Below are 12,547 nucleotides of genomic sequence, written 5' to 3' on the forward strand. Positions count from 1 at the left end.
CGCCGCCACAAGCGCCGGTGCCAATCCGAATTTCCCCTAAAGGCCTGGATCTATGAGCAAGCAACCCTCCATCAGCTACAAGGACGCAGGTGTAGATATCGACGCGGGCGAGGCCCTGGTCGAACGCATCAAAGGCGTGGCCAAGCGCACCGCGCGTCCGGAAGTCATGGGTGGGCTGGGCGGCTTCGGCGCGCTGTGCGAGATCCCGGCTGGTTACAAGCAACCGGTGCTGGTCTCTGGCACTGACGGCGTGGGCACCAAGCTGCGCCTGGCGCTGAACCTGAACAAACACGACAGCATCGGCCAGGACCTGGTCGCCATGTGCGTCAACGATCTGGTGGTGTGTGGTGCCGAGCCGCTGTTCTTCCTCGACTACTACGCCACCGGCAAGCTCAACGTTGACGTCGCCGCCACCGTGGTGACCGGCATCGGCGCCGGTTGCGAACTGGCTGGCTGCTCCCTGGTCGGCGGTGAAACCGCTGAAATGCCCGGCATGTACGAAGGCGAAGACTACGACCTGGCCGGTTTCTGCGTCGGCGTGGTGGAAAAAGCCGAAATCATCGACGGCTCGAAAGTCGCTACTGGCGACGCGCTTATCGCCCTGCCGTCCTCCGGCCCGCACTCCAACGGCTACTCGCTGATCCGCAAAATCATCGAAGTATCGGGCACTGAAATCGAAACCACCCAGGTCGCTGGCAAGCCGCTGACCGACCTGCTGATGGCACCGACCCGTATCTACGTCAAACCGCTGCTCAAGCTGATCAAGGACACTGGCGCAGTCAAAGCCATGGCCCACATCACCGGTGGCGGCCTGCTCGACAACATCCCGCGCGTCCTGCCAAAAGGCGCACAGGCCGTGGTCGACGTGGCCAGCTGGACTCGCCCAGCGGTCTTCGACTGGCTGCAGGAAAAAGGCAACGTCGATGAGCACGAGATGCACCGCGTACTCAACTGCGGCGTCGGCATGGTCATCTGCGTAGCGCAGGATCAGGTTGAAATTACCCTGCAAACCCTGACCGCCGCTGGCGAGCAGCCATGGGTGATCGGCCAGATCGGTGAAGCTGCCGAAGGTGCCGCCCAAGTCGTGCTGAACAACCTGAAACAGCACTAATGTCGGCGCCGATGCCAACAGACTGCAATGTGGTGGTGCTGATCTCCGGCTCCGGCAGCAACCTGCAGGCGCTGATCGACAGCATCGCCACGGGTGACAGCCCGGCCCGCATCGGCGCGGTGATTTCCAACCGCGCCGACGCCTACGGCCTGGAGCGCGCCAAACAAGCCGGCATCGCCACCCAGGTGCTCGACCACAAGCAGTTCGACGGCCGCGAAGCCTTCGATGCTGCGCTGGTCGAGGCTATCGATGCCTTCGACCCGCAGCTGGTGGTCCTGGCTGGTTTTATGCGTATCCTCACGCCTGGTTTCGTCCGTCATTACGCCGGCCGCCTGCTGAATATCCATCCTTCGCTGCTGCCCAAGTACAAGGGTTTGCACACCCATCAACGGGCGCTGGACGCCGGTGACAGCGAGCATGGCTGCAGCGTGCACTTCGTCAGCGAGGAACTCGATGGCGGACCGCTGGTCGTACAGGCAGTGGTACCGGTACAGTCGGATGATTCGCCGACCAGCCTGGCGCAGCGCGTACACCAGCAGGAACACGTGATTTACCCGCTGGCCGTACGTTGGTTTGCCGAAGGCCGCTTGCAACTGGCGGCGCACGGGGCAATGTTGGACGAGCAACTGTTACCGAGCACCGGACACCTTATTCGAACTTAGGAGACACCATGGGTCGCGCCTTACTGTTCGCACTTGCACTGTTCAGCCTGCCGGCATTGGCCGTCGAGCTGAAACCCTTCTCTGCCAGCTACACCGCCGACTGGAAGCAACTGCCGGTCAGTGGCAGCGCCGAACGCAGCCTGGAAGCGCTGGACAATGGCCTGTGGCAGCTCAACTTCGAAGCCTCCATGCTGGTCGCCAGCCTGACCGAACAAAGCACCCTGCGCCTGGAAAACTCGGTGTTTCTACCGCAGACCTACCTGTATGAGCGCAATGGCCTGGGCAAAGGCAAGAAGATCGAGCAGGACTTCGACTGGACGGCCAAGCAGGTCATCGGCAGCGACCGCGGTACCCCGGTACGCCTGCCGCTGAACCGCGGCCTGCTGGACAAATCGACCTACCAACTGGCCCTGCAATACGACGTGGCCGCTGGCACCAAGAGCATGAGCTACCAGGTGGTCGACGGCGATGAAGTGGAAACCTATGACTTCCGCGTGCTCGGCGAGGAAGTGGTGCGTACCAAGGCTGGGCTGATCGACGCGATCAAGGTCGAGCGCGTGCGCGATCCGACCCAAAGCAGCCGCAAGACCATCCTTTGGTTCGCCAAGGACTGGAGCTACCTGCTGGTACGCCTGCATCAGGTCGAGAAAGACGGCAAGGAATACCAGATCATGCTCAAGGAAGGCACAGTCGACGGCAAGACCGTCGCAGGCCGCCAGGACTGAGATGATCGCAATAAAAAGCCGAGCTAAGTGCTCGGCTTTTTTATGGCCTGCCATCCATGGCGGCCACCCTTCGGGCCGTCGCTACGCGACGTTAAAAATGGCTCCCGGCCATTTTTTATGCCTGGGTGCTGGCTAGACAGCCGCCCCAGCAATCACCACATCAGGTCATCCGGCACCTGATAGGCCGCATACGGATCATCGGCATCCGGGGCTTCGGTCGGGGTATTGAGCAGCACCACGCGTTGCGGGTCACGCTCCTGGATCTTCAGCGCGGCCTCGCGCGGGATCACTTCGTAACCGCCGCCGTGGCGCACGATGGCCAGCGAGCCGCTGCTGAGCTTGTTGCGCATCAAGGTATTGACCGACAGGCGCTTGACCTTCTTGTCGTCGACGAAATTGTAGTAGTCCTCGCCGGTCAGCTTGGGTAGGCGCGACACTTCGATCAGTTGCTTGACCTGGGCGGCACGGGCCTTCTGCTCAATCTTTTCCTGTTGCTGACGGTTCAGCTCCTGATCACGCGCGGCCTTCTCGGCCATGGTCTGCTGAGCGGCGAGCTTCTGCGACTCATCCTTCTCGACCTGCCCCTTATGCACCAGGCGCTGCTGTTTCTGCTGCTGCTTGCCGGCCTGCTTGGCCTGCTTTTCGTTGACCAGCCCGGCTTTTAGCAGCTGATCGCGTAGTGAGAGAGCCATAACCTACCTTTCCAACCATCAATTTAAAGCGGGCGTACCCACCATCAGCGAGCAAACCACACCCGCAAAACTCAACAACTCGGGGTCAACTTTTCCAGCTTTTTGGCTTCGCCCCAGAGCGCGTCCAATTCATCCAGGGCGCAATCTTCCATGTTGCGCCCCGCTTCGCGCAATGCCTGCTCGATAAAACGAAAGCGCCGCTCGAACTTGCCATTGGCCGCGCGCAGGGCGGTTTCCGGGTCGACTTTCAGGTGCCGGGCCAGGTTGCTGACCACAAACAGCAGGTCGCCGATTTCTTCGCTAATCGCCTCAGGGTCGTTCTCGCTCATGGCTTCCAGCACTTCATCGAGCTCTTCGCGCACCTTGTCGACCACCGGCAGCGCCTCGGGCCAGTCGAAACCGACCTGGGCCGCACGCTTCTGCAACTTGATCGCCCGGCTCAGCGACGGCAGGGCCGTGGGCACATCGTCGAGCAGTGAGAGTTGCTCGGGGGCGGCGGCCTTCTCGGCGCGCTCCTCGGCCTTGATCTCTTCCCAACGCTGCTTGACGGCGGCCTCCTCCAGCTTGGACGCATCGGGAGCGCCATACAGATCGCCATCGACAAACACATGGGGATGACGACGCAGCAGTTTGCGGGTGATGCCATCGACCACCTGGGCGAACTCGAAGCGCCCTTCCTCGCGGGCCAACTGGCTGTAATACACCACCTGAAACAGCAGGTCGCCCAGCTCACCCGGCAGGTGCTCGAAATCGCCGCGCTCGATGGCATCGGCCACCTCGTAGGCTTCCTCGATGGTGTGCGGCACGATAGTCGCGTAGCTCTGCTTGAGGTCCCACGGGCAGCCGTATTGCGGGTCACGCAGGCGGGCCATCAGGTGCAGCAGGTCGTCGAGTTGGTACATGGCAAATCCAGTCAGGTCGTCATCGCGTCAGGAAACTCGGTGGCGGCGCGCTTCGATGATATTCGGCAGTTGTGAAATGCGCCCCAGCAGTCGACCCAGGGCATCCAGCCCGGGAATCTCCACGGTGATCGACATCGAGGCGGTGTTGTCCTCTTTATTCGAACGGGTGTTGACCGCCAGCACATTGAGCTTCTCGTTGAGCAGCACCTGGGTCACGTCACGCAGCAGGCCGGAACGGTCGTAAGCCTTGATGATGATGTCCACCGGATAGGTCTGCACCGGCACCGGGCCCCAGCTGACCTGAATAATCCGCTCGGGCTCACGGCCGCTGAGCTGCAGCACCGAGGCGCAGTCCTGACGATGGATGCTGACGCCACGGCCCTGGGTGATGTAACCAACAATCGGATCGCCCGGCAGCGGCTGGCAGCAGCCGGCCATCTGCGTCAGCAGGTTGCCGACACCCTGAATCTGGATATCGCCGCGCTTGCCCGGTTTGAAGCCCAGGGCCTTGCGCGGGATCAGCTCGAGCTGTTCGTTGACCCGGTCCGGCTCGACCAGTTGCTGCGCCAGGTTGACCAGTTGCGCCAGGCGCAGGTCGCCGGCACCCAGGGAGGCGAACAGGTCCTCGCTGGTCTTCATATTGGCCTTCTCGGCCAGCTTGTCGAAGTCCACATGCGGCAGCGCCAGGCGCTGCAGCTCGCGCTCCAGCTGAACCTTGCCGGCCGCGACGTTCTGGTCGCGATCCTGCAGTTTGAACCAGTGGACGATCTTTGCCCGCGCCCGCGAGGTGGTGACGTAGCCGAGGTTGGAGTTCAGCCAGTCACGGCTTGGCGTGCCGTGCTTGCTGGTGATGATCTCCACCTGCTCGCCGGTCTGCAGGCTGTAGTTGAGCGGCACGATGCGCCCGTTGATCTTCGAGCCACGGCAGTTGTGGCCGATCTCGGTGTGTACGCGGTAGGCGAAATCCAGCGGCGTCGCCCCCTTGGGCAGGTCGATGGCGTGGCCGTCCGGGGTGAACACATAGACCCGGTCCGGCTCGATATCCACGCGCAGCTGTTCGGCCAGGCCGCCGATATCGCCGAGCTCCTCATGCCATTCGAGTACCTGACGCAGCCAGGAAATCTTCTCCTCATAATGGTTGGAGCTGGCTTTGACGTCGGTGCCCTTGTAGCGCCAGTGCGCGCAGACGCCCAGTTCGGCTTCCTCGTGCATGGTCTGGGTGCGGATCTGCACCTCCAGCACCTTGCCTTCCGGGCCGAGCACGGCGGTGTGCAGCGAGCGGTAGCCGTTCTCCTTGGGGTTGGCGATGTAGTCGTCGAACTCCTTGGGAATGTGCCGCCACAGGGTGTGCACGATGCCGAGGGCGGTGTAGCAGTCACGCACCTCCGGCACCAGCACGCGCACCGCGCGCACGTCGTAGATCTGGCTGAACTGCAGGCCCTTGCGTTGCATCTTGCGCCAGATCGAATAGATGTGTTTGGCCCGGCCGCTGATGTCGGCCTTGACCCCGGTGGCTTCCAGCTCCACGCGCAGCTGGCCCATCACCTCGTTGATGTACTGCTCGCGGTCCATCCGCCGCTCATGCAGCAGCTTGGCGATCTGCTTGTACTGCTCGGGTTCCAGGTAGCGGAAGGACAGGTCTTCCAGCTCCCACTTGATATGGCCGATGCCCAGGCGATGGGCCAGCGGCGCATAGATATCGAAGACTTCGCGGGCCACGCGCTGGCGCTTCTCGTCGTCGGCATGCTTGACCGCGCGGATCGCGCAAGTGCGTTCGGCCAGTTTGATCAGGGCCACGCGCACGTCGTCGACCATGGCGATCAGCATCTTGCGCAGGTTCTCCACCTGCGCCTGGGAACCGAGCACCAGGGAATCGCGCGGGTTCATCGACGCGCTGATCGCCGCCATGCGCAGCACGCCTTCCACCAGCTTGGCCACCACCGGACCAAAGCGCTGATGGACCAGCGCCAGCGGCACCTTGCCCTCGCGCACGCAGCGGTAGATAACCGCCGCCACCAGGGAATCCTGATCGAGCTTGAGGTCGGCGAGGATCTCGGCGATCTCCAGCCCCGAGCGGAAACTCGATGCGCCTTCGCTCCACAGGTTCTGCGCGGCATTGGCTTGCTGTTCGGCCTCACGGGCAAACTCGCAGGCCTCTTTCATGGCCGCGGCATCCAGCGCGGGGTCGACCTTGACCACATGCTCGAGCCAAGCTTCAAGGTTGATGCTGCCGTCATCGTTGATCGGCTGATGCGCTCTGACCTGAACCATCTTGCTTACCTTCCCTACGGTGCACGCCATGCACACCGAACAGTCGCCAGTCTTCTATGAACCGGTCGGTTTAACCACTTAAGGCGCAATTCCTGTGCACCCCTGCTGCACCGGGATAAGGACTGGGCTGAACCTGTGCTCCAGTTGCCCTATCCAGGCACGTTCAAGCTACTGCCTGACAAACAGCGCCATCGCTTCGACGTGCGCGGTTTGCGGAAACATATCGAGGATACCGGCGCGTTCCAGCCGATAACCCTGCGCCTGCAATTCGGCACTGTCACGTGCCAAGGTTGCCGGATTGCACGAGACATACAGCACGCGCGCGGCACCCAGTGCGGCCATCTGCCTGACCACCTGCAACGCGCCGTCACGCGGCGGGTCGAGCAGCACGGCAGAGAAACCACCCTGCGCCCAGCCAGCCTCGGCCAGCGGGTTGGACAGGTCGGCCTGGAAAAAGTGCGCATTGCCCAGGCCATTGCGCGCGGCATTCTCAGCGGCGCGTTCGACCATGCTCGCCACCCCTTCCACCGCCACCAGCTCACGCACCCGCTGCGCCAGCGGCAGGGCAAAGTTACCCAGCCCACAGAACAGGTCCAGCACCCGCTCATCGGCCTGCGGCGCGAGCCAATCCAGGGCCTGGGCCACCATCGCCTCATTGACCGGCTGGTTGACCTGAACAAAGTCACCCGGCCGATAAGCCAGGCTGAGGCCCCAACTATCCAGGCCATAGCTCAGCTGCTGCGCCGGGTCGAACGGCTGTGGCGCGCCCTCACCCTGTAACCATAGCTGCGCTGCATGGGCCGCGCAGAACGCCTGCAAGCGCGCCAGGTCGGCCTCACTCAACGGCGCGGTATGACGCACCAGCACCGCACAGGCATTGCCACTGAACAGCTCGACATGGCCAATCGCCTGGGGCTTGCCCAGCTCGCGCAAGGCCTGCGGTAACGCACGCAGGATCGGCTGCAAGGGCTGTACCAGAACCGGGCAATCATCGATGGCGATGATCTCCTGGCTGGCCGCCGCGCGGAAGCCGACATCCAGGCGCTTGGCCTTGTTGTCCCAGCGCACGGCAATCCGCGCACGGCGGCGATAGCCCAGCTCGGGGCCGACCAGCGGCGCGGCCCACTCCTGCGGCTCAAGATTGGCCAGGCGGCTCAACTGCTCGGCGAGCATGCGCTGTTTCAGGGCAAGCTGATCGGCATGGGGCATGTGCTGCAGGCTGCAACCGCCACAGACCTTGGCATGCACGCAGGCCTCGTCACGCCGCTCGGGGCTGGCGGTCAGAATCCGCTCAACCCGCGCTTCGACCACCTTGCCATGGGCACCCAGCACCCGTGCCTCGATCTGCTCGCCGGCCAACGCGCCGCTGACAAACCAGGTGCGGCCTTCGCTGAAACCGATGCCACGGCCATCGTTGGCCAGACGTTCGATCGTCAGTTTGTGTTTCTTGCCCACCGGCACCTGCGGTGCACGCGCGCCACCGCTGGGTTGAAAGCGCAGACCGCCGTCTTTCTTGGCCATCAGCGGCTCTTGCCATCAGTGCTCGGTGCGTCGTAAACGCCACTGGACAGGTAACGGTCGCCACGGTCGCAGATGATCGCCACCATCACCGCGTTCTCGACTTCCTGAGACAGGCGCAGCATGGCCGCCACCGCGCCACCGGACGACACGCCACAGAAGATGCCCTCCTCGCGCGCCAGGCGGCGCATCACCTCTTCGGCTTCCTGCTGAGCCATGTCGATGATGCGATCGACCCGTTCGGCCTGATAAATCTTCGGCAGGTATTCCTGCGGCCAGCGGCGGATACCCGGAATCGCCGAGCCTTCCATCGGCTGCAGACCGACGATCTGCACCTCGGGGTTCTGCTCTTTCAGGAAGCGCGAGACGCCCATGATGGTGCCGGTGGTGCCCATGGAACTGATGAAATGGGTGATCTGCCCGCCCGTCTGCTGCCAGATCTCCGGACCGGTGCTGGTGTAATGGGCGATCGGATTGTCACCGTTGGCAAACTGGTCGAGCACCTTGCCCTTGCCGTCCGCCTGCATCTGCAAGGCCAGGTCGCGCGCCTCTTCCATACCGCCGACCAGAATCAGCTGCGCGCCGTAGGCGGTCATCGCCGCTTTGCGCTCAGCCGTGGAGTTGTCCGGCATGATCAGGATCATCCGGTAGCCCTTGATCGCCGCCGCCATGGCCAGGGCAATACCGGTGTTGCCGCTGGTGGCCTCGATCAGCACGTCGCCGGGGTGGATATCGCCACGCTGCTCGGCGCGGGTAATCATCGACAACGCCGGGCGATCCTTTACCGAACCGGCCGGGTTGTTGCCTTCCAGCTTCAACAGCAAGGTGTTGCTGGTGTTACCCGGCAGGCGCTGCAAACGCACCAGCGGGGTGTTGCCGATGCAATCGGCAATGGTTGGGTAATGCAGGCTCATGGCGAACGTGATGATCCAGACGCGAAGAAGATGCCCATGATAACGGCAAACCCCGCTCGGCCATATAACAGACCCTGGGTGAGCAACAGCATTTGCCATGAATGCGGGCGCAACCGCTAAACTGCCCCTACGTCAATACAGGAGGCAGCGCGTGTTAAAGGATCTAGGCATCAAAGGCCGCGTGCTCATGCTCACGCTACTGCCCACCAGCCTGTTGGCGCTGGTTCTCGGCGGTTATTTCACCTGGGTTCAGCTGTCCGGCCTGCAAGCGCAATTGCTGCAACGCGGGCAGATGATCATTGAGCAACTCGCGCCGCTGGCCGCGCCGGCCCTGCAGGCCGCCGACGCCGACCTGCTGCAGCGCATTGCCACCCAGGCCCTGGAGCAGCCTGACGTACGCGCGGTGAGTTTTCTTGCCGCCGAACGCCACCCCCTCGCCCACGCGGGCCCGAGCATGCTCAACGCCCCACCGCTGGGCGGCAAACTGCAAGCGGCGCAAAGCAGCAACCCGAACGCCACGCGCTTTCTCATGCCGGTTTACGAACACCACCTGAGTTTCACCGGCAAGCCGCTCAATCAACCTGGCAAGAACCTACTCGGCTGGGTCGAGCTGGAGCTGTCGCACCACAGCACCCTGCTCAGCGGCTACCGCAGCCTGCTCGCCAGCCTGCTGCTGATCGCCACCGGGCTGATGGTCACGGCCCTGCTCGCCGTGCGCATGAGTCGCACCATCAACGACCCGCTGCGGCAGATCAAACAGAGCGTCGCCCAGCTCAAGGACGGCCACCTGGAAACCCGCCTGCCGCCACTCGGCAGCCATGAGCTGGACGAACTGGCCTCGGGCATCAACCGCATGGCCGAATCGCTGCAGAACGCCCAGGAAGAGCTGCAACACAGCGTCGACCAGGCCACCGAAGACGTGCGGCAGAACCTGGAAACCATCGAGATCCAGAACATAGAGCTGGATTTCGCCCGTAAGGAGGCTCTGGAAGCCAGCCGGATCAAGTCCGAATTCCTCGCCAACATGAGTCACGAGATCCGCACCCCGCTCAACGGCATCCTCGGCTTTACCAACCTGCTGCAGAAAAGCGAGCTGACCCCGCGCCAGCAGGATTACCTGGGCACCATCGAGAAATCCGCCGACAGCCTGCTGGCGATCATCAATGAAATTCTCGACTTCTCGAAAATCGAGGCCGGCAAGCTGGTCCTGGAGAATATCCCGTTCAACCTGCGTGACCTGCTGCAGGACACCCTGACCATCCTCGCTCCCGCCGCCCATGCCAAACAACTTGAGCTCCTCAGCCTGGTCTACCGCGACACGCCACTGTCGCTGATCGGCGACCCACTGCGCCTCAAGCAGGTGCTGACCAACCTGGTAAGCAACGCGATCAAGTTCACCCGCGCCGGCAGCATTGTGATCCGCGCCATGCTCGAAGACGAAAGCGCCGACCGTGCGCAGCTGCGCATCAGCGTGCAGGACACCGGCATCGGCCTCTCCGACGAGGACCTGCGCGAGCTATTCCAGGCCTTCAGCCAGGCCGACAACTCGCTCAGCCGCCAGGCCGGCGGAACCGGCCTGGGCCTGGTGATTTCCAAGCGCCTGATCGAGCAAATGGGCGGCGAGATCGGCGTCGACAGCACGCCCGAGGAAGGCTCGGAATTCTGGATCACCCTGAGTCTGCCCAAGGCCCGCGACGACGCCGAAGACCAGCCGCGTCCACCGCTACTCGGCCGCCGGGTGGCAACCCTGGAACACCACGACCTGGCGCGTCAGGCCCTGCAGCACCAATTGGAAGACTGCGGCCTACACGTCAGCGGTTTCGACAACCTCGACAGCCTGTGCGCCGCCGTGGCCGAAGCCCAACACAGCACGCAGCCGATCGAACTCGCGGTGCTCGGCGTGAGCACCCAAAACCTGCCGCCGGAACGCCTCGGCCAGCGCATCTGGGAGCTCGAGCGGCTGGCCTGCAAGGCCTTGGTACTGTGCCCCACCACCGAACAAACGCTGTACCACAGCCTGCTGCCAGACGCGTACAGCCAGTTGCAAGCCAAGCCGGCCTGCACGCGCAAACTGCAACGCGCGCTGGCCGAACTGGTCAGCCCGCGTCACACGCGGGTGGAAAGTAGCCAAGCGGCGCCCAGCCGCCCGCCGTTGATTCTCTGCGTGGACGACAACCCGGCCAACTTGCTGCTGGTGCAAACGCTATTGGAAGACATGGGAGCCGCCGTGAGCATCGCCCACAGCGGCTACGAGGCCGTGGAAAAAGCCGGCCAGCAGGTCTTCGACCTGATCTTTATGGACGTGCAAATGCCCGGCATGGACGGCCGCCAGGCCACCGAGGCGATTCGCCAACTGGAAAACGAGCGTGGCCAAGGCCCGGTACCGATTGTCGCGCTGACCGCCCACGCCCTCGCCAACGAGAAACGCGCCTTGCTGCAAAGCGGCCTCGACGATTACCTGACCAAGCCGATCAGCGAACGCCAGCTGGCCCAGGTGGTGCTCAAGTGGACCGGCCTGGCATTGCGCAGCCAGAGCAGTGAGCACACGGGCATCAGCTCCGCGCATGACACCCTCAGCGTGCTGGACGCCGACGAAGGCCTGCGTCTGGCCGCCGGCAAGGCCGACCTGGCCGCCGACATGCTGAGCATGCTGCTGGCCGGCTTGCCCGCTGACCGTCAGGCCATTCGTCAGGCCCGCGACAGCGGTGAGCGCAACAGCCTGATCGAACGCGTACACCGCCTGCACGGGGCCACCCGCTACTGCGGCGTGCCGCAATTGCGCGCCGCCTGCCAGCGCTGCGAAACCCTGTTGAAACAGAATGATCCAGCGGCCAGCCAGGCCCTGGACGAGCTGGACGCCGCCATCGAGCAGCTGGCCCGCGAGGCTGAAGTCAGTGCCTGAGGCGGTAGGCCTACGCGGTAAACGGCGGGTGCGTGTTAGCATTTGCGCACATTTGGAGGATTCATGGCTGAACACGACTTTCGCTAAACCGTCAGCAGCCATGATAGCCCTTTAAAATCAATAACTTACGCGATTTAAAGTCTATTTTTCTACACACAAAATCCACACAAAATAATCCCTCCATAGCCCTCCTGTAATCCCCTCTCCCTGCCTCCCCTCCCGCCTTTCTAAACATCAAACGAAACACCCCTTTTCCTTATGTTTTTGAGGCTTAAAATCGTTTTCTCTTTTTAGCCATACATACCCACAGGGGTACATATAAAACATCAAAACAAAGGTTTAAAGACGCATATAAAAATAAATATTATAAACATGGTCAAACCCTCTTGACGCCCGCTAAAGTCGTGTTAATTTATTCTTAGCTTTAATTCATTAGTTAAAATTAAAGCAGTCTTAGAAGTGCAGTGTTTATAGGTGTTTTATATATAGATTATTGCATTGATAGTTGACAAAACAGCAATATAATGGTAAAATTGCGTGCGAGGGATAGGAAAAGTTTTACTAACTTGATATATACCCGCCTCAATACAAATATAATCCAGTAGATGTGGCTTACAGTATAAGCCTGTTCATCTAAATACTATATACCACATAAAATTTAAAGCCCCCACTCCTTGTGGGTATTGTGCTTTCTGAAAATAAAATCACAGACTTAATTCTAAGGATCATCTAACAGCGTACAGATAGAGCATAAGAATAAAGTCTCCTTAAAGGAGATAAAATTGAATTACTTCGCAGTACATCGGCAATCAAACCTGATTGTTAATATCATCACCACATCAGATAAACC

General features: G+C 61.7%; 9 protein-coding genes. 4 read left to right on the plus strand and 5 right to left on the minus strand.

Translation table 11 applies throughout. The features are described 5' to 3' along the window. The first annotated feature begins 52 nt into the window (after positions 1-52). Genes purM through WBK23_RS15700 form a run of 3 tightly spaced genes read left to right on the plus strand, consistent with a single transcriptional unit; the run spans position 53 to position 2,498 of the window. Positions 53-1,111 carry a phosphoribosylformylglycinamidine cyclo-ligase gene (gene purM / locus WBK23_RS15690; RefSeq protein ID WP_424484862.1) on the plus strand — a complete coding sequence of 353 codons (1,059 nt, stop codon included), beginning with the start codon at positions 53-55 and terminating at the stop codon, positions 1,109-1,111. An 11-nt stretch (positions 1,112-1,122) separates the two neighbouring features. Next, on the plus strand, positions 1,123-1,773 hold the full coding sequence (gene purN / locus WBK23_RS15695) for a phosphoribosylglycinamide formyltransferase (RefSeq protein ID WP_424484863.1): 651 nt from the start codon (positions 1,123-1,125) through the stop codon (positions 1,771-1,773). A gap of 8 nt (positions 1,774-1,781) precedes the next feature. Then, positions 1,782-2,498, plus strand: coding sequence for a DUF3108 domain-containing protein (locus WBK23_RS15700; protein ID WP_424484864.1), 717 nt, complete (start codon positions 1,782-1,784; stop codon positions 2,496-2,498). A gap of 152 nt (positions 2,499-2,650) precedes the next feature. Here the strand turns inward: WBK23_RS15700 and WBK23_RS15705 are convergent, their stop codons facing one another. The 5 genes from WBK23_RS15705 to cysM form a co-directional block, all read right to left on the minus strand. After that, on the minus strand, positions 2,651-3,190 hold the full coding sequence (locus WBK23_RS15705; RefSeq protein ID WP_424484865.1) for a DUF2058 domain-containing protein: 540 nt from the start codon (positions 3,188-3,190) through the stop codon (positions 2,651-2,653). Between the two features lie 71 nt (positions 3,191-3,261). Further along, complete coding sequence (gene mazG / locus WBK23_RS15710; RefSeq protein WP_424484866.1) at positions 3,262-4,092, minus strand: nucleoside triphosphate pyrophosphohydrolase; 831 nt, start codon at positions 4,090-4,092, stop codon at positions 3,262-3,264. A gap of 27 nt (positions 4,093-4,119) precedes the next feature. Beyond that, complete coding sequence (gene relA / locus WBK23_RS15715) at positions 4,120-6,363, minus strand: GTP diphosphokinase (protein ID WP_424484867.1); 2,244 nt, start codon at positions 6,361-6,363, stop codon at positions 4,120-4,122. Between the two features lie 168 nt (positions 6,364-6,531). Then, the gene (gene rlmD / locus WBK23_RS15720) at positions 6,532-7,884 is read right to left on the minus strand and encodes a 23S rRNA (uracil(1939)-C(5))-methyltransferase RlmD (protein WP_424484868.1); all 1,353 of its coding nucleotides are present in this window, start codon (positions 7,882-7,884) and stop codon (positions 6,532-6,534) included. After that, entirely contained in the window at positions 7,884-8,795 is a 912-nt protein-coding gene (gene cysM, locus WBK23_RS15725; protein WP_424484869.1) for a cysteine synthase CysM, read from the minus strand. Before cysM ends, rlmD begins: the two co-directional genes overlap by 1 nt. 151 nt (positions 8,796-8,946) lie before the next feature. Here cysM and WBK23_RS15730 point away from each other — a divergent pair, with 151 nt between their 5' ends. Further along, positions 8,947-11,697, plus strand: a complete 2,751-nt coding sequence (locus WBK23_RS15730) for an ATP-binding protein (RefSeq protein ID WP_424484870.1) — start codon at positions 8,947-8,949, stop codon at positions 11,695-11,697. Positions 11,698-12,547: the final 850 nt, after the last annotated feature.

Origin of the sequence: Pseudomonas sp. (genome assembly GCF_049653025.1) — a bacterium.
In the GTDB taxonomy this organism is placed as follows: domain Bacteria; phylum Pseudomonadota; class Gammaproteobacteria; order Pseudomonadales; family Pseudomonadaceae; genus Aquipseudomonas.

Bases quoted from the DNA above. Each gene is read 5' to 3' on its own strand.
- purM (WP_424484862.1), top strand. From the start codon at position 53: ATGAGCAAGCAACCCTCCATCAGCTACAAGGACGCAGGTGTAGATATC.
- purN (WP_424484863.1), top strand. From the start codon at position 1,123: ATGCCAACAGACTGCAATGTGGTGGTGCTGATCTCCGGCTCCGGCAGC.
- WBK23_RS15700 (WP_424484864.1), top strand. From the start codon at position 1,782: ATGGGTCGCGCCTTACTGTTCGCACTTGCACTGTTCAGCCTGCCGGCA.
- WBK23_RS15705 (WP_424484865.1), bottom strand. From the start codon at position 3,190: ATGGCTCTCTCACTACGCGATCAGCTGCTAAAAGCCGGGCTGGTCAAC.
- mazG (WP_424484866.1), bottom strand. From the start codon at position 4,092: ATGTACCAACTCGACGACCTGCTGCACCTGATGGCCCGCCTGCGTGAC.
- relA (WP_424484867.1), bottom strand. From the start codon at position 6,363: ATGGTTCAGGTCAGAGCGCATCAGCCGATCAACGATGACGGCAGCATC.
- rlmD (WP_424484868.1), bottom strand. From the start codon at position 7,884: ATGGCCAAGAAAGACGGCGGTCTGCGCTTTCAACCCAGCGGTGGCGCG.
- cysM (WP_424484869.1), bottom strand. From the start codon at position 8,795: ATGAGCCTGCATTACCCAACCATTGCCGATTGCATCGGCAACACCCCG.